Source organism: Duganella sp. CY15W, assembly GCF_009857555.1.
In the GTDB taxonomy this organism is placed as follows: Bacteria; Pseudomonadota; Gammaproteobacteria; order Burkholderiales; family Burkholderiaceae_D; genus Rugamonas; species Rugamonas sacchari.
Genome location: NZ_WWCQ01000003.1, coordinates 445,843 through 465,721, shown reverse-complemented (window position 1 = coordinate 465,721; position 19,879 = coordinate 445,843). Strand labels below are relative to the sequence as shown.

Below are 19,879 nucleotides of genomic sequence, written 5' to 3'. Positions count from 1 at the left end.
CCGCAGAAGCTCACGCCCACGGCCAACCCGCCCCCATCGAAGCCGGCAGCGATGCCAGCGCGGACGATGGCGGCGCTGACGGCAACGGCGATGGCGCCAGCGGCGGCGGCAATGGCAACGACGGCAATGGCGATGGCGGCGACGGCGGCATGTTCGGCGGCCCGCCGGGCGGCGGCGATGATGGCGACGGCAGCGACTCGCTGACCCTGTCCACGTTTGCCGAACGCGCCTACCTCGACTACGCCATCTCCGTGGTCAAGGGCCGCGCCCTGCCCGACGTCTGCGACGGCCAGAAGCCGGTACAGCGCCGCATCCTGTACGCAATGAACGAAATGGGCCTGAACAGCACCGCCAAGCCGCGCAAATCGGCCACCGTGGTCGGCGATGTCCTTGGTAAGCTGCACCCGCACGGTGACCAGTCGGTGTACGACGCCATGGTCCGCATGGCGCAGGACTTCTCGCTGCGCTACCCGCTCATCGACGGCCAGGGCAACTTCGGCTCGCGCGACGGCGACGGCGCCGCCGCGATGCGCTACACCGAAGCGCGCCTGACCCCGATCGCCAAAGTACTGCTGGACGAAATCAACCTCGGCACCGTCGACTTCCAGGCCAACTACGACGGCTCGACCGAAGAACCGTGCCTGCTGCCAGCACGCCTGCCGATGGTGCTGCTGAACGGCGCCTCCGGCATCGCAGTCGGCCTGGCCACCGAAATCCCGTCGCACAACCTGGGCGAAGTGGCGCAGGCCGCCGTCGCCATGATCCGCAATCCCAAGATCAGCCACAGCGAGCTGATGGCGCTGGTGCCCGGCCCCGACTTCCCGGGCGGCGGCCAGATCATCACCCCGCCATCGCAGATCGCCGACATGTACGCCACCGGCCGCGGCTCGATGAAAGTGCGCGCACGCTGGAAGATCGAAGAACTGGCGCGTGGCCAGTGGCAGGCCGTGGTCACCGAACTGCCGCCGGGTACCTCGTCGCAAAAGGTGCTGGAAGAAATCGAAGAACTGACCAACCCGAAAATCAAGCTGGGCAAAAAAACCCTGACGCCGGAACAGCTGGCGCTCAAATCGCTGATCCTTAATTCGCTCGACACCATCCGCGACGAATCGGGCCGCGCGGCGCCAGTGCGCCTGGTGTTCGAACCGAAATCGAAAAACCAGGACCAGACCGAATTCATGCTGATGATGCTGGCGCATACCTCGCTGGAATCCTCGGCCTCGATCAACCTGGTGATGATCGGCGGCGATGGCCGTCCGCGCCAGAAAGGCCTGACCGACATCCTGCAGGAGTGGATCACCTTCCGTTTTGCCACCGTCACCCGCCGCACCCAGTTCAAGCTGGGCAAGGTCGACGCGCGCATCCACATCCTGGAAGGCCGCCAGACCATCCTGCTCAACATCGATGAAGTCATCCACATCATCCGCAATTCGGACGAACCGAAAGCGGCGCTGATCGCCCGCTTCAAACTGAGCGAGATCCAGGCCGAAGACATCCTCGAGATCCGCCTGCGCCAGCTGGCGCGCCTGGAAGCGATCAAGATCGAACAGGAACTGGCCGAACTGCGCAAAGACCGGCAAGTGCTGCAAGACCTGCTGGACAACCCAGCGTCGATGAAGCGCGCCATCATCAAGGAAATCGAAACCGACGCCAAGACCTACGGCGACGCCCGCCGCACCCTGATCGAAGAAGCACAGAAAGCCGTGGTCGAACAGAAAGTAGTGGACGAACCGGTCACCGTCATCATCTCGGAAAAAGGCTGGATACGCGCCCGTACCGGCATCGGCCACGACGCCACCCAGTTCACGTTCAAAGCCGGCGACACCCTCTACGGCGCGTTTGAATGCCGCACCGTCGACAACCTGCTAGCCTTCGGCAGCAACGGCAAAGTGTATTCCGTGCCAGTAGCCGCACTGCCAAACGCGCGCGGCGACGGCGTGCCGGTCACCACCCTGATCGACCTGGCGCCGGGCGCCCGCATCCTGCACTACTTCGCAGGCGCCGCCGCCACACGCTTGATGCTGGCTACCAGCGCAGGCTTTGGCTTCGAGACCAAGGCTGGCGACATGGTCAGCCGCATCAAAGGCGGCAAATCCTTCATCACGCTGGACGACGGCGACACCCCGCTGCCGCCGACCGTGATCCCGGACACCGCCAGCGCAGTCGCCGTACTGTCTTCCGGCGCCCGCGTACTGGTATTCGGCATGGACGAAATGAAGGTGCTGACCAACGGCGGCCGCGGCGTGATCCTGATGGAACTGGCCGACAAGGAAACCCTGTTGTCGGCCAAGCCGATCAGCCAGAAAGGCGTGACCGTGTACGGCACCGGACGTGGCGGCAAAGCGCAGGAAGAAAGACTGTCCGCATCCGCGCTGGCCGTCCACTTCGGCAAACGCGCACGCAAAGGCAAAGAGCTGGCCACCAAAATCAAGCCAACGGGGTTAGTGCCTATCGTCTAAGCCGCACGTCCCCTGATGTGCCGATTGGCACTGCGGCTCACGCAAAAGACGAAGGGTCGGACCCCGCATGGGGTCCGACCCTTTTTAACGCCTTGCGGGTTAGCGCTTAAGCTTAGTGCTTGGCAGCGGCTTCTTTCACTTCGGCGTCAGCCTTGGCTTTGGTCGCAGCGGTTTTATTGGCAGCCAGCGCTTTGTCAGCGGTAGCATCAACCGATTCCTTGATCGCTTTCGCGTCTGCTTTCACGGTTTTTTTCTCAGCTTTTTCTTCCGCTTTCGCTACAGCCTTGTCGCCTTTGGCGGCAGCTTTAGCTTTGTCTTCAGGATCAGCCTTGGCCACTTTTTCGTTGGCTTTCGCCTGTTCCACGGCTACCTTGGCCGACTGCTCGTCATGGGTTTTGTCAGCCTTGGCGATAGCTTTGTGGGCTTTTTTGTCAGCCTTGGCATCCGCTTTCATTTCTTTCTGTTCGGCCTTGGCGACGTCCTTGTTCGCGTCAGCTTGCGCTTTGGCGACGTCCGAGGTTTGAGCAAAAGCGGCGGTAGCGAACAGACCTGCGATCAGAGCGGCGATAATTTTGTTCATGATGTGATCCCTTTCGGTGTTGTTGGAGTACGTGAGACACAGCTTATTCCTGCTGAGCTCAACACTCTGTACGCTAGCGTACTAAACCGCCTTATTGCTTTGCCGGCCGGGAATACAGGTCAATGATGGTGGTAATCGCGTCCGCGCACACGGCGCAGAATTGCTCGCTGCGGTCGAACATAATGCACTGCATCTCTGGCCGGTAATAGCCGGTGGCTTCATAGTTGGCCCCCTCAAACGCCCCGACCGTGTGGCGCTGCGGATCGGGCGAGAACAAGGCCGTGCTTTGCTTCAGGTCGCGCGTAAACAAAGCGCTCATCTCGGACTCGGGACGGTTATTGGTGCGCAGCGCCGCACGCTCCTTCTGGTAGGCGCGCGATGCTGTTTCATAGGCTTCCTTCGGCCATGGCGTCGGCAGCGGCGTGCCCTCCTTCACAAACTTCTTCCACTTGATATTGGCCGGATCGTGCAGCGCCGTGGCATTCGGTTCCCACGGTTCGCGGCGCTCGCCGCCGGTGGCATAGGCCACCGGCGACGTGTAGTACTCATCGGCCAGACCCGCAAAGTGGTGGCCGAATTCGTGCACGAACAGATAGTTGGCCCAGTCATTGTCCGCCGCCGCGGTGCTGAACTGGCCGAAGATGCCGCCACCGCCATAGGTCTCGTTATTGACCAGGATTTCAATGAACTCATACGGCGCGTACTGCGCCAGTTCGCGCAGCGCGCGGTTATCGGTGGTCAGCACATAGCGTTCGCTGCCAAAGATATCGTAGCGGGCGCCGATCGGCGAGGCGTGGTGCACGCCAGTCGATGGGCGCGACACGCCCGATTCGCTGGTCGGCAGCGCAATGGCCCAGACGTTGAAGTCCTTGGCGCGCTCCTTGAACGGCGAGGTGTCGAACAGATGGTCGGCAAGGCGGCGCGCAGCCGCTTCGAATTTCTTCATGTCGGCCTGGGTATAGCCATCGCCGACGATGAGCAGATCGACCTTGTCTTCGGACGGACCGTTGACACGAATGCCGATCGGCTTGACCGGCGCCGGCGGCTGCTTGCGGATCACATCCATCGCGTCCGGGTTGACGTCGGCCGTCCAGACCACCGAGAACAGATTGCGTTCATCGCGCTTGAGGATACGGACTTTGACGGGTGCTTCAGGCTTGGGAAAGCGCACCGACTCCTGGAAGCCGCGGTTGATGCGCGCCGCCTCCTCGGTGCTGCGCCACTCGGCAAACACAGTCGAGAAGCCGCGCGAGTACAGCAGCTTGCCGGTCTTGGCATCCACCACTTCCACCAGGTTGTTGCCACGGTTGGTGTTGTCGATGGTCTGCGACAGATTGCCTGGCCACGGCAATGGCTCGATCACCACACGCTCCATGGCGTAGTGTTCATCCAGCGCGTTGCCGCTGTGGAGATAGTCGAGGCGGACGGTGGCCGGTTGCGCGGCCAGCGCCGAAGCGCATGCGCCCAGCGCCAGCAAAGAGGAGAGATAGCGGATCATGGTGGTCCTGCGGTCAGTTGAAATGTGAGCGCCATTGTAGACCGGTCCCGCTGCGGCGGCGAGCTTACTGGGTGCGCAGCGACTGGCCGATGTCGAGCGGGCGGATGTCCAGGCGCATATTGAGGATCGAGTAGCTTTGCGGCGCGGCAGACGCGTAGCCGACGCTGTCGCGCGTTTTGCTCAGCGTGAACTGGAAGCCCAGCTCCGGCAGCGGCGTGTTGCGGCCACTGGTGGCAATCCCGATCGCTTCGTTGCGGCGGTTGTTCATGAGGCTTTCCATGAGCTGCACCAGCGCGTTGCGGCCCAGGATATCCGGCGAAAACACGGGATCGGCCACCAGCGCCTGGTGCGCCTGCATGCGTCCGCCCGCCTTGGCGACAGACGGTGTAAACGTATGCGTGGCCAGATCATACAGGTCACCATTATCCAGATAACTGATGCGCGCATTGGCGATATTGAAGCCGGCGCTGGCCGCATCGGTGGTGGCCTGCGACAGGTCGACCAGCAGCGCGCCCTTGCTGCCGATGATTTCCACACGCCGCCGGCTATCGACCACCATCGCGGTGTTTTCATCGATGCCGAGGCCGAATTTATAGCCTTTCTTGAGCATGGCCGGAATCATGCGCGCAAAGCGCCCGCGTACCAGGAAATGCTGGTCGACGAACACGTCGTCGCCGATAAAGCCCAGGCCCGGTGCGATTTCCTCGCCGTCACGCACGCCGCCGCGCAGCGTGGCAAACACGGTCTTGGGCGCATAAAACATGGTGGTGCTCATGACCGCCGCGCCGGCGCTGTTACCAGCCACCACGCCGCCCTTGCGGTACACCTCCCACACCGCGTCCAGCACGGCGCTGCGGCTGCCGTCCTCGCGCACCAGCGCCTGCGTGATGCGCGCCTGGTCGCCGCCCGAGAAAAACACGCCTCCGGCCCCGCGCACGGCATCGGCCAGCAGCGGGTCGTCGGCCGCCTTGCGATAGTCGCTGTCGGCCAGCTTGACGGCCAGCGGCACCTGGAAGGCATCGGCGCCGTAGCGGTTGAGGTAATCGACAATCGCCGCCGCCACCGGCGCCGGGTCGGCCGCGGCCGAGGCGAAAACCGCAATGCGCGCGCCCTTGCCGCCCGCCAGCTGCACGATGCGCTGCCAGACGGCGTCGTTGTCGGGCCGCAGGCCGCCGCCGATGATGACCAGCGAACCGCGCGGGCCATCGGCCGCCGGCGTCGGCATGGAAGACCCAGCCTGCTTGCCGGCGGCAGCGGCGCCCAGCGGCATGGCCAGCAACAACGCAATCTGTAACAGGAATTTGACCGCCATACGCATACCGGCTCCAAAGAAAATGGGACGAGGCCTTGCGGCGCCGTCCCATTAATATACCTTAAGCCGGACTAGCGGTAGCGATACAGCGGCTGCTGCAGCTGGATCGGCCGGATGTCCATGCGCAGCTTGAGCACCGAATACGCCTCCACCTCGGTCGAGCTGTAGCCGACGCTGTTGATGGTCTTGGAGAAGCGGAACTCGAAGCCCAGCTCCGGGTTGAAGTCGCGCGGATTGCCAAACGCGATGCCGATGGCGTCCTGCTGGGCGTTGTCGATCAGGTTGACCATCAGGTCCAGCACCGCATTATTGCCCAGGATATCGTTGGTGTAGACCGGCTCACGCGTGTCGGGCTGGTTCGGATCGAGCTTGTTGTCGGCCTTGTCCGGCGACGGCGTGAACTCGCGCGTGACCAGATTGAACTTGTCGCCCCGGTCCAGATAGCTGATGGTGGCGTTCGAGATATTGAAGCCCTTGATGCCACGGTCGGTAATCGCCGCCGACAGGTCCAGCAGCAGCGCGCCGCTGTAGCCGATGATTTCCACATCGCGCCGGGCGTTGACCACCATGGCGGTGTTCTCGTCGATGCCGAGGCCGATCTGGTAGCCCTTTTTCAGCATCACCGGGATCATGCGCGCAAAGCGGCCGCGCACCAGCAGGTGCTGGTCGACAAACACATCGTCGCCGATGAAGCCCAGGCCCGCCGCGATCTCGTGGCCGTCGCTGACGCCCATTTTCAGCATGTCCAGCGTCGGCTTGGCGTCGTAGAACATGGTGGTGCTCATGATGGCCGCGCCGGCGCTGCTGCCGGCCACCACGCCGCCGTCGCGGTAGACGTCCCACACCGCATCCAGCGCCGCCGTGTGGCTGCCGTCCGGACGCACCAGCGCACGCGTGATGCGCGCCTGGTCGCCGCCGGTGAAATAGATGCCGGTGGCCGAATGGATCATGGCCACGGTTTCCGGGTCTTCTGCCGCCTTGCGGTAATCGCTGTTCGGCCAGGTGACGCCGAGCGGAATCGCAAACGCCTGGGCGCCGTACTGATTCAGCTTGTTGACCGTGGCCTGGGCCGCGTTCTCGGGGTTGATCGAGGCCGAGCCAAACACGCCGATGCGCGCGCCCTTGCCGCCGGCCAGCATCACAATGCGCTGCCAGACCTCGGCGTTTTCCGCGCGCAGGCCGCCGCCGATGATGACCAGGTTGCCCGCCGGCGGCGCCAGCACCGGCTTGGGTGGCGGCACCGCCTTGGCTGGCTTGCTGCTCTTGCCCGGCACCTGCACTTTGGTGACCGGCGTCGTCACGGCCGCCTGCACGCTGGCGCCGGCGAACGCCAGCAGCCATAGCATGCAAAGCCGCATGCACAGGCGCTGTAGCGTCAAACCAGTTACATTCATGTTGCCCTTCCGATGAAAACCGGCGCCGGGCTGTCGCCGGGCGCCGTACGTTACTACTGGATTACTGCCAGATGATACCAAGCTATTGCTTAAAAACGCATTACTTGAATGCGTAATTTACATTCGCGAAGAAACGACGGCCACGCACGTCGGTATAGGTAGGATCATAGCCCGAGATGAAATGATAGGCCTGATTCGAGAATGGCGGCGCCGTGTCGAGCAGGTTCTGGATGCCGACGCGCAGCTTGAGCGCCTTGCTGGCCTGCCACGAGCCGCTCACATCCCACAGCGAATAGGCTTTTACATGGTTGGCCGTCACCACGCTGCCATCATCGGTGTTGATGGCCGAGTTCTGGTCTTCATAGCCGCTCGAATAGGTGTTGGACAGGCTGGCCGCGAACGGGCCGTTGTCCCAGTCCAGCGTGATGGTATGGCGCCAGCGCTGCACCACGCCATCGGTGACAAAGCGTGCCAGGTTGCTGACATAGGCGTCGCCCGGCTCGTTCTGGATCTTGGAATCGGTCACATAGGTGCCGGACAGGCGGCCGCCAAAGCGGCCCGCAAAGGTCTGCACGCCACGGTAGTCGATGGTCAGATCGAGGCCGGCGGCCTTCTGCGCGCCGCGGTTTTCCTTGTACATATCGATGTAGTCGATATAGCCGTCTTCGTCGCGGTGCACCAGGTTGCCGTATTTGGCCGGATTGGCCAGCACGATGTCATCGCCGACTTCCGCAATCAGGTCGGTGCGCTTGATGTTCCAGTAGTCCAGCGACAGCATCACCTGTTTGCTAGGCTGCAGCACCATGCCCAGCGAGAACTGGCGGCTGTGCTCCGGCTTCAGGTTGGGATTGGAATGGCGGTGGGTTTCCCACGCGTTGGCGCAGTCGGCGTAGTTGTTGTCCACCGTGGCGCAGTAGACCGGGTCCGGCAGGGTGGCGGTGGCGCTGACCTGCATCGGGCGATACAGGTCGGTCATCGACGGCGCGCGGAAACCGCGTCCGGCCGAGGCGCGGAACAGCATGGTCTTGGTCGGCATATAGCTCACGCCCACTTTCGGGCTGGCGGCGCCGCCCACCACCTGGTAATGGTCGTAGCGCGCCGACAGCTGCGCTTCCCACTGCTTGGTGAACGGCAGCAGCAGCTCGCCGTACACGGCCTGGATGTTGCGGCCATAACTGGTGGACTGGCCGCCTTCGGGCGCGGCGTCGTTATTGATGTTGTCGCTCATGAGCAGGGCCGACGGGTTGTAGTCGGTCTTCTCGCGGCGCACCTCGCCGCCCACCGCCATCGCGGCGTCGCCGCCGGCCAGCGTGCCGACCGCGTGCGAAATCTTGAAGTCCACCGAATCCATGGTGCCGCGCGCATGGCGCACCTCGTCGTTGACCTGCAGGCTGTCGATGAGTTTGAGGCCGGCCGCGCTGGACGGGCCAAACGGATTGACCAGGCCATCGGTGATGCCTTTGACCAGCTCGTTGTACAGCAGGTAGCCGTGGGTGTCGCGGTCGCGGATCACGTTGACGCTGTGGTTCAGCGCGACGTCATAGTCCCAGCCATTGCGGCTGCCGGTCAGGCCCAGCACATAGCGCTGGCTTTCGCTGGTCAGTTCCGAGGTGCGGCGGCCCGCTTCGTTGAGGCGGATGCGCAGTTCCACTTCGCCGTCGCCGCCCGCCTCGTCCGAGCCCAGGTCGTAGCCGGCCAGCGCCGGGATCACCGAATGGTCGACATAAGCGCGCACGCGTGCCGACGATGCCGCGTACCAGGTCTTGGAGCGGCTCAGCGCCACCTCGGCGTACAGCTGGTTGTCGGGATTGAGCTGCAGCACGCCGCGCGACAGGAAATTGGCCTTGTCCGACTTCGGATACAGCTCGGTGTCGCCCATGTAGTTATAGGTGCAGCCATTGACGCCGCCGGTGCCGGCCGGCAGGTACAGATTGGCGGGCGGCGCGCAGTTCGGCACCGACGGGTTGATGATGTTGCTGGTGATCGGCTTGCCGTTGATGGTGAAGCCATGCGCGGCCAGGTAGTCGCGCTGGTCGCCGCTCAGACGGATATTGGCCGGCGAGGTATAGCCCGACAGCAGGTGCGGCAGGCGCTCGGGGATGCGCAGGTCGTTGATGAAGCTGCGCTGCGAGGTGCTCAGCGCATCGGTGCGCTGCAGGTCCAGCACCGCAAACACATTGTAGCCATCCTTGCTGATGTCGCCATGGCCGGCGCTGATGCTGGCGGTGCGCTTGCCGGCGCCGCCTTCCTTGGTCTTGAGCCCATAGACGTTGAGTTCCACTCCCTGGAAATCCTTGCGCGTGATGAAGTTGATCACGCCGCCGATGGCGTCGGTGCCATACAGCGCCGAGGCGCCGTCCAGCAGCACTTCCACGCGCTGGATGGCGGCCGCCGGGATGTTGTTGAGGTCCACGCCGCTATCGTCGCCGGGCGAGGCAAAGTTGGCCATGCGGCGGCCATTGAGCAGCACCAGCGTCGACGAGGTGCCGATGCCGCGCAGGTTGGCGCTGTTGAAGCCACGCTGGTCCTTGCCGTCGGTGATGCTGGCGGCGTCGGTCAGGCCGCCGACGTTGGCCGACAGGCGCGCCAGGATTTCCGAGGCAGTGGTGACGCCGACCTTGTCGATTTCCTCGCGCGTGATGACTTGCACGGGCAGCGCGGTTTCCGCTTCGATGCGCTTGATGGCCGAGCCGGTGATTTCCACGCGCGCCATCGGTGCCGGTGCAGCGGCGGGCGCGGCGTCCTGCGCGCCGGCCTGCGCGCTAGCCTGACCAATGACGCCGGCCACGGCCCCCACGCCCAGCGCCAGCTGTACCGCGCGCGCCATCATCGTTTTCCGTGCTGTCATATTCACTCCCCGATATTCGTTATATAAATAATTCATTTAAACTAACTGTACGCAGTTGTAGCCAAAAACTCAAGAAAGCACCCTTGCTTTGTCGGCTAGCTGATTTACTTTGTGAAAATAGTGCTACATACTCAATCCTTCATTTAATACGCTGATAACACGCTGACAACGCCATGCAAGTACATCAACACCCCCTCTCCGGCCCCCACGCGAATGCCGCGTACACGCTGACCAGTTTCCATTTCGGCACGCCGGGCAGCGGCAAAAAAGTGTATATCCAGGGTTCGCTGCATGCGGACGAAGTGCCAGGCATGCTGGTGTCGCAGTTCCTGCGCAAGGAGCTGACGGCGCTGGAAGCGGCCGGGAAGATCAGCGGCGAAATCATCTTGGTGCCGGCCGCCAATCCGATCGGGCTGGCGCAGGCCATCCACGGCGCCGCGTTCGGCCGCTTCGACCTGACCACGGGCGTGAATTTCAACCGCGCCTACAAGCACGTGGCGGGCGACCTGAAAAAATCGCTGGCGGGCAAACTGGGCGCCGATGCGGTAAGCAACGTGGCGCTGATCCGCGAACATGCGCGCGCCTCGATCGCGGCGTGGCAGCCGGCCACCGATGCGGAAACGCTCAAGAAAACCCTGATGACGCTGGCCATCGACGCCGACATCGTGCTCGATCTGCACTGCGATAACGAAGCCGTGCTGCACATCTACGCCGGCACGCCGCTGGCCGAAGGCATCGCGCCGCTGTCGGCGATCATGGGTTCGCACGCGACACTGCTGGCCTACGAGGCGGGCGGCGAACCGTTTGACGAAGCATGCAGCCGCCTTTGGTGGGACCTCGACAAACACTTCGAGCACCAGTTCCCGATTCCAGCCGCCTGCCTGTCCACCACGGTAGAGCTGCGCGGCGAGATGGAAGTCAGCTACGATCTGGCGCGCAAGGACGCCGCGGGCCTACTGCAGTTCCTGACGCTGCAAGGCCTGCTGCATGCCGACGACGCCGCAGCGCAGGCCGCAGCAGCGGTGCTGCCGGAACCGCTGTGCGCGGCCACGCCGCTGGAAGGCGTCGAACCGTTGTATGCGCCGCATGCGGGCATCCTGGTGTACACGCGCGAACTCGGTGCACGCGTGGTGGCCGGCGATGCGATTGCAGACCTCATCGATCCGGTGAGCGGCGACACCACGGTGGTACGCGCCACGGTGGACGGCGTGTTCTTTGCGCGCAGCGCGCATCGCCATGTGATACGCGGTATGAACGTTGGCAAAGTCGCCAGCGCCAAGGCCTATCGTGAAGGCGACCTGCTGAGCGCATGATGACGACAATGACGACCACCAAAAAATTCAAACTGCCACATACCTTTGTCCTGCTGTTCATCATCCTGGCGCTGATTGCAACCGCCACGTGGCTGGTCCCGGGCGGCAAGTACGACACGCATCTGGTCAACGGCAAGCAGCTGATCAATCCGGACAGTTTCCACTACATCGAAAGTGCGCCGCAAGGACTGGTGGCGCTGCTCAAGGCGCCGATCAAGGGCTTTGTCGAAGCGGCGCAGATCATCGGCTTCGTGCTGATCGTGGGCGGCGCGTTTGCCGTGCTGCAGAAGACTGAGGCCATCGACTCAATGATCAAGTCGCTGGCCAAGGCGCATGAGAGTTCGGCGTTTATCCAGAAGGCGCTGATCCCGGTATTTGTCACCATGTTCTCGATCGGCGGCGCCACCTTCGGCATGAATGAAGAAGCCATACCGTTTATATTGATTTTCGTGCCGCTGGCGCTGGCGCTGGGCTATGACACGGTGGTCGGCGTATCGATTCCTTTCCTCGGCTCCCAGGTGGGCTTTTCGGCGGCGTTCCTGAATCCGTTCAACGTCGGCATCGCCCAGGGCATTGCTGGCGTGCCGGTGTTTTCCGGCTGGGGCTACCGCCTCATCGTGTGGTGTATCGCCACCACAGTCACGGTGCTGTTCCTGATGTGGTACGCGGCGCGCGTGAAGAAAAATCCGCAGCTCAGCCCGACCTACGCGCTGGACCTGGAGAAGCGCAAGGACTTGCCGAAAGGCGCAGCCAGCGACTTCCACGGCATGACTGCGCGCCACAAACTGGTGCTGTGGATTTTCGCCGGTTCGCTGGTGGTCATGGTGGGCGGCGTGGTGCACTACGACTGGTATATCGACGAAATTGCAGCACTGTTCCTGAGCATGGCCATCGTGATCGGTCTGGTCGGGCGGCTTGATTCGAGCCAGATCGTGGAAGGCTTCATGCAGGGCGCGCGCGACCTGGTCGGCACGGCGCTGGTGATTGCGCTGGCGCGCGGCACGCTGGTGCTGGCGCGCGATGCCCACATCATTGACACCATGCTGCATACGCTGATGCCGCTGGTGCAATCGGTGCATCCGGTGTTCGCGGCGTGGAAGATGTTTGGCATCCAGACCGTGATCAACTTCTTCATCCACTCGGGCAGCGGCCAGGCCGCGCTGACCATGCCCATCATGGCGCCGCTGGCCGACCTGGTCGGCGTGACGCGGCAGACCGCGATTCTGGCGTTCCAGTTCGGCGAGTTCACCACGCCAATGATACCGACGTCCGGCATCACGGTCGGCGTGCTGGCACTGGCGCGCATCCCGTGGATCACCTGGGCCAAATGGATGATCCCCTTGCAGCTGATCTACGCCGTGCTGGCACTGGCGCTGCTGATCCCGCCGTGCCTGATGAACTGGCAATAGTCAGCCGGTAATCAGTCGGCAAGGCGGCGCGCATGCCGCCGCCGCTCAACCGCGGGACGGCGTGGATTTGCCGCCTCGCCAGTGCGCCAGTCACTTGCGCGCATCCAGCATTCCGTGTAATGGCGCTGCACCCAGATGTCGCGCCACGCGTTACGCACACAGCCGCATACCTCGTTAGCCCAGCCACGCGGCGTGACGACCCTTCCTTCAGCGATCAGCAGATCCCCCTCCACCTGGGCGAAGTGGCTCATGTAACAGTGGTTGATACGCAAGCGGGTCCCGTGCGGCAGGAACAGGTTTTTCCACTGGTAGCCACGCTCCACAGGACGGCCATAGTTGCGGGCCATCCATTCCTTGATGGCGATGGTGGCAATATGGTCCACCGAGCGCCGGTCCTGGTGCTTCCAGAGCGCGTGAAACAGTGCCATATGTACACGGGGTTTAATAGTTACAGTGACTGCCTCGTTTTGTCTCATGTTGTCTTCTCCAGTGCCTCGTTTCTTTTTATTAGACCGCCATCTCCCTAGGGAAGTTCGGGGTGGGCCACAAAAAACGAGGCATCAAACGAGGCGAAACGAGACAAAACGAGGCAGTCAGCCGGGAGGAACAACCGTGTCTATATACCCGGCATCAGTTGGAATAAATACTCGGAAAATAACGCTCCATCAGCGTGGCCGGGCGGGCCGGCGGAGTAAAACCGTAGCGCGTGTACAGTTCATGTGCATCGCTGGTGGCCAGCATGAAGCGGCGCAGCCCCTGCAAATCCGCGTGGGACAATACCGCCTCCACCAGCTGCTTGCTATAACCCTTGCCACGCTCCGGCTCCAGCACAAACACATCGGCCAGATAGGCAAACGTGGCGTAATCCGTGGTCACCCGTGCAAAACCCACCTGCCGGCCATCCAGATAAGCGCCAAAACACAGCGAATTGTCGATGGCCCGCTCCACCAGCGCCAGCGGAATGCCGATGGCCCAGGTGGAACGTTCGCTCAGAAACTGATGAATCATCGGCAAGTCGAGTGCCGCTTTATCGGTAGTAATGCGCAGAATGCTCATGTTTTCCACGGTTGTCTAGACAAGGTTGACGGATTTTGCAGCAGCTGACGGTTTATAATCAGCAGCTGATCCTACGCGCACTTCCTACATTTGACTATGACTGCACAACTTTCCAAAAAGGCCGAAGCCTGGTCGGCCCGCTTCAACGAACCCGTTTCGGACCTCGTCAAACGCTACACCGCCTCGGTATTCTTCGACAAGCGCCTGGCCAAGGCCGACATCCAGGGCTCGCTGGCCCACGCTGAAATGCTGGCCGCCCAGGGCATCATCAGCACCCACGACCGCGCCGAGATCGAGCGCGGCATGGCGCAGATCAGCGCCGAAATCGAGGCCGGCCAGTTTGAATGGCTGCTGGACCTGGAAGACGTCCACCTGAATATTGAAAAACGCCTCACCGAACTGGTAGGCGACGCCGGCAAGCGCCTGCACACGGGCCGCTCGCGCAACGACCAGGTGGCAACCGACATCCGCCTCTACGTGCGCGCCGCCATCGACGACGTGCTGCAGCTGCTGAACGCCCTGCGCAGCGCACTGACCGACCTGGCCGAAAAGAACGCCGACACCATCCTGCCCGGCTTCACCCACATGCAAGTGGCGCAGCCGATCACCTTCGGCCACCACATGCTGGCCTATGTTGAAATGTTCGGCCGCGACGCCGAGCGCATGGCCGATGCGCGCAAGCGCGTCAACCGCCTGCCGCTGGGCGCCGCAGCACTGGCCGGCACCACCTTCCCGATCGACCGCGTGCGCGTGGCCAAGACGCTGGGTTTCGACGACGTCTGCCACAACTCGCTGGACGCCGTCTCCGACCGCGACTTTGCGATTGAATTCACCGCCGCCGCCTCGCTGATCATGACCCACGTGTCGCGCATGTCGGAAGAGCTGATCATCTGGATGAGCCCACGCGTGGGCTTCATCGACATTGCCGACCGCTTCTGCACCGGCTCGTCGATCATGCCGCAAAAGAAAAACCCGGACGTGCCGGAACTGGCGCGCGGCAAGACCGGCCGCGTCTACGGCCATTTAATGGGCCTGCTGACCCTGATGAAAGGCCAGCCGCTGGCCTACAACAAGGACAACCAGGAAGACAAGGAGCCGCTGTTCGACACCGTCGACACCGTGGTCGACACGCTGCGCATCTTTGCCGACATGGCCGGCGGCATCAGCGTCAAGCCGGACGCCATGCGCGCAGCCGCACTGCAAGGCTACGCCACCGCCACCGACCTGGCCGACTACCTGGTCAAGAAAGGCCTGCCGTTCCGCGATGCCCACGAAGCCGTGGCGCACGCCGTGCGCGCCTGCGACGACCTCAAGATCGACCTGGCCGAAATGTCGCTGGAACAGCTGCGCGCGTTCTCCACGCTGATCGAGGACGACGTGTTTGCCGTGCTGACCCTGGAAGGCTCGGTGGCTGCACGCGACCACGTGGGCGGTACCGCGCCCAACCAGGTGCGTCTGGCGATTGCCCGCGTACGCGCCCAGCTGGCCGGCTAAGCGACAGCTAAGCCATCCAGAAAAACACGGCCGTCATGCGCTTGTCATGATGGTCGCAACCAAAATAGCTGCTGGCCGAGTGCACCAGATTGGCCCGGTACAGCAGCATGCGGTTGAAGCGGTTTTCCACGCGCACTTCTTCATGCCAGGCCTGCGGGGGCAGGCTGGTCACGCCCAGCGCCTCGCGCAGGTTCGCATGCGGCGGGCTGCAGTAATTGCCGCCCAGCGTGCCGTCCGGATAGCGCAGCCGGTAAAACGAAGTCCCTGCCGCCGGCATCGGCTCGGGCGACAGATAAATCACCGCCGCATAGCGGCACAGCTTGAGCGAATCCGTGTGCGGCCGCGGCCCCGACTCGATGCCGCCCACCAGCTGCACATAATTGTGGTTCAGGGTACTGCCCTGCGGCGTCGCCTGCTGCCACAGCTTCTTCGCTCCCGTCACCTTGCGCACCCAGGCTTCCACCTGCGCCAGCTCGTCCGGCAGCAGCGCACCCTGGCTGCGCATGCCGGGCCACGGTTCGGCGCGGTGCGGCGCCCCCAGCTCCCATGCCTCGCGCGCAAAACAGCGCTGCGCCACCTCCGCTGCATTGGGCAGCACCCCGTCGAGCACCCAGTAGTCGCGTCCCAGCTGCGGCTTGCGGTAGGTCAGTGTCGGCCGTGCCATCAGTGCAGGGCCAGTCGCGACAGCACCGAGAACGCCGCGCCGGTCTGGCTTTGCTCCAGCAGGATCGTCAGTTCCGTATAAGTACAAATCATATTAATCAGGCTCACCTTGTCCCATGCAAGCTGCTTGAGGATGGCGTGGTAAATCCCGGGCGTGCGGCGCGTGTCCGGATTCAGGTGCAGCGTCACCGCGCTCAGGTTGTTCTGCCGCGCCAGCAGGCGTTCGCGTGCAAATACCGACTCCACCACGCCGGTCAGCGCGCCGCTGCAAATCACCATCACCTCGTTGACGCCGCGCGTCACCGTCACAAACGCGCCGCGCATCGGCTCGGCCTCCACCAGCAGCTGGCGGTGGCACTCCTGGATACTATCCGAATAGCGATAGGTATATTCCGTGAGCTCGGTGCGCGTGGTCAGCTCGCCGCCCTGGCGCAGCGGCCGGGTGCGGTGCTGCGGTTCCTGCGGCAGGCGCTCGGCCACGCGGCGCAGCGCCATCACCACCGCCGCCTGCCCCACCGGCTTCCACAAATCGCTCTCAAGCTGCGGCTGCAGCTGGCGCGCCAGCTCCGACAGATTGATCAAGCCGCGCCGCAGGCCTTCGGTCAGGAAGGCCGACTCCAGCACGATGCGTTCCACTTTGGTCGAAATCGACAGCATAAAAGATCCCCCTCGTCCGCCCACGGCGGAACAATAGTCAACAGAGGTAGGCGCCTGTCAGCGCACCCGGCAGGAAGGGGCGCGGCAGACGGGCGTGATCTGGCAGCCGTCAGGCGGGCGGAGCGTGGGTGATGCGCAGCAAACGCGGCGGGCGGATGGAACGACGATGCGGCAGTGGGTGTGCGGTCATTTTTTCTCTTCCTGATTTGCTTATGCGCGAATGTTATATGGGTCGTGCCCTGCGCTTTTTTATGTCTCCGCGTGTGCGCGGATTCAAGTAGTTTAATTCGCAATATTAAAATTCTGCAACCAGCTTTTACCCCGCTAGCCGACAGAGTGTTGCGTGGTTGCCGAAAATAGAGGCCCCCGCCTAGTTCGTTGTGGATACCACACAAAACCGCCCTATCGTGCGTGCGCCGCGCGCGCCCATCTGTTATACGCCCCGCCGTTACTGGGCTCCTGCATCACCGCAGCATTATTCAGTGCCTCAGGGGAATGTCTCATTTCAGACATTTTGTGCGCCGCTGACTCATTTTTAATTTTTTTTGACGCTGCTGGCACGACAGGAATAACGTGCGCTCCACTCGCCGTATTCATGTTGATTGCGTACCACGCCGGCGACCAACTACAACCGCTCATGGAGAAGAAATGAACCTACGTAAGCCCCTGCTTGCTGTTGCCGTCGCCGCTACCCTGCCGGTGATCTGCCCTACCGCCAACGCTGCTGCCGAACTCATGGCAGCCCCTGTCAACCAGGCCTCGCCGCAGGAAAGCGCCAGCCTGGTCGCCAAGCTGACCTCGCTCGACAGCGAACGCGGTCTGAGCGCAGACAACAGCTTCCGCATCAGCAGCCAGCACCCTGGCGTGGTCGGCCAGAAAATCACACGCGTCCAGCACACCTACAAAGGCCTGCGCGTGTTCGGTTCGGAATCGGTAGTGGTCACCAACACCGCAGGCGACATCGTCAGCGAATCGGTGTCCGACCGCCGCGCTGGCCTGGCCGGCAACCAGTCGGTGGTCAACGGCACCAAGGGCGACGGCGTGGCGCCAGCACTCAAGGACCTGACGCCATCGCTGAGCAGCGGCGACGCCATCGCGCTGGTGGTCAAGCAAGTCGCACCCAGCGGCGTACACCGCTGGGCGCCACAGGCCGAACTGCTGATCTGGCCCGTGGTCAAATCGGTGCGCGTAGCCTCGGCCCTCAACAAATCGGAAGCCGCGCTGAATGCGCTCGACCTCGAAGACGTGGTTGACCACTACGAGCTGGCCTACTACGTGCAGACCCGCATGGCCGACAAGGGCAAGGTGGTGTACCACGACACCATCGTCAACGCCAAGACCGGCGCCGTCATTGCGCAATGGAAGTCGCTGCAGACCGTGGTCGGCACCGGCAACAGCCAGTACAACGGCAGCGTGCCGATCAACACCACGCTGTCGGGCAGCACCTACCAGATGCTGGACGCCACGCGCGGCACCGGCGGCGTGTACGGCGGCATGGCCATCACCAACGCCAACCACAGCTCGGCCGACAGCCCGAACGCCGGCAGCATCTACACCAACTCCACCAACACCTGGGGCGACGGCAAACAGTACATCAGCGGCGGCAGCACCACCAACGCCAACGGCCAGACCGCTGCCGTCAACGCGCTGTGGGGCCTGATGAACACCTACGACACGCTCAAAAGCGTGCTGGGCTGGCAATCGCTGGACGGTAACAACACCGCCACCTACATCGCCGCCCACGTCGACAACAACTACGACAACGCCTTCTTCGACCCAAGCTGCAAGTGCATGTACATCGGCGACGGCTCCAGCTTCACCAGCCTCGGCTCGATCGATGTGATCGGCCACGAAATGTCGCACGGCGTCACCGACGCTACCTCCAACCTGACCTACTCGGGCGAATCGGGCGGCCTCAATGAGTCCAACTCCGACATCGGCGGCGAAATGGTGGAAGCCTATGCGCGCAACGGCGGCACCGGCACCGTGATCCCGGCCGGCAACGACTGGATGATGGGCAAGGAAATCAGCAAATCCGGCCAGCCGCTGCGCTGGATGTGGAAGCCAAGCAAGGACGGCAGCAGCCCGGATGCGTGGAGCAGCACCATCAAAAACCTCGACGTCCACTACTCGAGCGGCCCGAACAACCGCATGTTCTACTTCCTGTCGCAAGGTTCGAACTCGAGCTCGAGCAGCGAGTACTACTCCAAGTACCTGACCAAGAGCCCGGCCGCAATGAGCGGTATCGGCAATGACAAGGCTTACCGCATCTGGTTCAAGGCCGCCACCACCAAGTTCACGGCGTCCACCAACTACGCTGACGCCCGCACCAAAGTGCTGGCCGCTGCGCAGGAACTGTATGGCGTCGGTTCGAAAGAAGCCACCGCCGTGCAGCGCGCCTATGCGGCCATCAACGTCGGCACCGACATCGATGAAGCAGGCGGCACCGGCGGCGTGTCGATCTCGACCCAGCCAGCCAACGTCAGCGTCGCCGCTGGCGCCACTGCCTCGTTCAGCGTTGGCGCCACGGGCGGCACCGCGCCATACAGCTACAAGTGGTACCGTAACGGCGCAGCGATCAGTGGCGCCACCTCGGCCACCTACTCGCTGACGGCGCAAACCGCCGACAACGGCGCCACCTTCTACGCCATCGTCAGCGACGCTTCGTCGCCAGTCAAAACCGCCACCTCGAGCAGCGCCACGCTGACCGTGGGCGGTGGCGGCGGCACCGGCACCGAACGCGTCACCAACGGCGGCTTCGAGTCCGGCACCACCGGCTGGGGCGGCACCACGGGCGTGATCGGCAACTACAGCGGCCAGACCGCCTACGAAGGCACCAAGTTCGCCTGGCTGGGCGGCAACGGCAAAACCGCGACTGAAACGCTGACCCAGAGCGTGGCCATTCCATCGGCCGCCACCAGCGCCAGCCTGAGCTTCGCACTGCACATCGACACCGCGGAAACCGACAACGTCGCTTACGACAAGCTGGTAGTCACGGTCAAGAACAGCAGCGGCACGGTACTGGGCACGCTGGCGACCTACACCAACCTGAACGCGGCCAGCGGCTACCAGGTCCGTACCTTCAACCTGTTGCCATACAAAGGCCAGACCGTAACGCTGTCGTTTGCCATGACCGAAGACTCGGCCCTGCAAACTTCCTTCGTGGTGGACAAGGTCAGCCTGATCACCCAGTAAG

Annotated in this window: 14 protein-coding genes; 5 read left to right on the top strand and 9 right to left on the bottom strand. The window is 63.1% G+C overall.

Annotation, left to right across the window (positions count from 1 at the left end; all coding sequences use genetic code 11):
- The first annotated feature begins 149 nt into the window (after nucleotides 1-149).
- Nucleotides 150-2,459 (top strand): DNA topoisomerase IV subunit A, encoded by a 2,310-nt coding sequence (gene parC, locus GTP58_RS17065; RefSeq protein WP_161078907.1) that lies wholly within the window; start codon nucleotides 150-152, stop codon nucleotides 2,457-2,459.
- Nucleotides 2,460-2,571: 112 nt separating this feature from the next.
- Here the strand turns inward: parC and GTP58_RS17060 are convergent, their stop codons facing one another.
- The 5 genes from GTP58_RS17060 to GTP58_RS17040 all read right to left on the bottom strand — a co-directional run bounded on the left by GTP58_RS17060 (nucleotide 2,572) and on the right by GTP58_RS17040 (nucleotide 10,091).
- Complete coding sequence (locus GTP58_RS17060; RefSeq protein WP_161078481.1) at nucleotides 2,572-3,039, bottom strand: hypothetical protein; 468 nt, start codon at nucleotides 3,037-3,039, stop codon at nucleotides 2,572-2,574.
- 91 nt (nucleotides 3,040-3,130) lie between these two features.
- Nucleotides 3,131-4,537 (bottom strand): IgA Peptidase M64, encoded by a 1,407-nt coding sequence (locus GTP58_RS17055; RefSeq protein ID WP_161078480.1) that lies wholly within the window; start codon nucleotides 4,535-4,537, stop codon nucleotides 3,131-3,133.
- Between the two features lie 64 nt (nucleotides 4,538-4,601).
- Nucleotides 4,602-5,855: a cyanophycinase gene (locus GTP58_RS17050; protein WP_161078479.1), complete on the bottom strand. Its 1,254-nt coding sequence runs from the start codon at nucleotides 5,853-5,855 to the stop codon at nucleotides 4,602-4,604.
- 65 nt (nucleotides 5,856-5,920) lie between these two features.
- A complete protein-coding gene (locus GTP58_RS17045; protein ID WP_161078478.1) occupies nucleotides 5,921-7,243 on the bottom strand; it encodes a cyanophycinase in 1,323 nt (440 codons plus the stop codon).
- A gap of 100 nt (nucleotides 7,244-7,343) precedes the next feature.
- Complete coding sequence (locus GTP58_RS17040; RefSeq protein ID WP_229215616.1) at nucleotides 7,344-10,091, bottom strand: TonB-dependent receptor; 2,748 nt, start codon at nucleotides 10,089-10,091, stop codon at nucleotides 7,344-7,346.
- 173 nt (nucleotides 10,092-10,264) lie between these two features.
- Between GTP58_RS17040 and GTP58_RS17035 the strand changes: the two genes are divergently transcribed.
- Nucleotides 10,265-11,404: a succinylglutamate desuccinylase/aspartoacylase family protein gene (locus tag GTP58_RS17035; protein ID WP_161078477.1), complete on the top strand. Its 1,140-nt coding sequence runs from the start codon at nucleotides 10,265-10,267 to the stop codon at nucleotides 11,402-11,404.
- A gap of 8 nt (nucleotides 11,405-11,412) precedes the next feature.
- Entirely contained in the window at nucleotides 11,413-12,813 is a 1,401-nt protein-coding gene (locus GTP58_RS17030; RefSeq protein ID WP_229215615.1) for a YfcC family protein, read from the top strand.
- Nucleotides 12,814-12,824: 11 nt separating this feature from the next.
- On the opposite strand, the gene GTP58_RS17025 is transcribed toward GTP58_RS17030, so the two are convergent.
- Together GTP58_RS17025 and GTP58_RS17020 are read right to left on the bottom strand one after the other, a co-directional pair.
- A complete protein-coding gene (locus GTP58_RS17025) occupies nucleotides 12,825-13,241 on the bottom strand; it encodes a hypothetical protein (RefSeq protein WP_161078475.1) in 417 nt (138 codons plus the stop codon).
- A gap of 202 nt (nucleotides 13,242-13,443) precedes the next feature.
- Nucleotides 13,444-13,869, bottom strand: a complete 426-nt coding sequence (locus GTP58_RS17020; protein WP_161078474.1) for a GNAT family N-acetyltransferase — start codon at nucleotides 13,867-13,869, stop codon at nucleotides 13,444-13,446.
- A 96-nt stretch (nucleotides 13,870-13,965) separates the two neighbouring features.
- Between GTP58_RS17020 and argH the strand changes: the two genes are divergently transcribed.
- Nucleotides 13,966-15,363, top strand: a complete 1,398-nt coding sequence (gene argH, locus GTP58_RS17015; protein WP_161078473.1) for an argininosuccinate lyase — start codon at nucleotides 13,966-13,968, stop codon at nucleotides 15,361-15,363.
- A 7-nt stretch (nucleotides 15,364-15,370) separates the two neighbouring features.
- Here argH and GTP58_RS17010 read toward each other — a convergent pair whose 3' ends face one another.
- On the bottom strand, nucleotides 15,371-16,027 hold the full coding sequence (locus tag GTP58_RS17010) for a DUF6445 family protein (protein WP_161078472.1): 657 nt from the start codon (nucleotides 16,025-16,027) through the stop codon (nucleotides 15,371-15,373).
- Nucleotides 16,027-16,683: a hypothetical protein gene (locus GTP58_RS17005; protein WP_161078471.1), complete on the bottom strand. Its 657-nt coding sequence runs from the start codon at nucleotides 16,681-16,683 to the stop codon at nucleotides 16,027-16,029. Before GTP58_RS17005 ends, GTP58_RS17010 begins: the two co-directional genes overlap by 1 nt.
- A gap of 648 nt (nucleotides 16,684-17,331) precedes the next feature.
- Here GTP58_RS17005 and GTP58_RS17000 point away from each other — a divergent pair.
- Entirely contained in the window at nucleotides 17,332-19,878 is a 2,547-nt protein-coding gene (locus tag GTP58_RS17000; RefSeq protein WP_161078470.1) for a M4 family metallopeptidase, read from the top strand.
- Nucleotide 19,879: the final 1 nt, after the last annotated feature.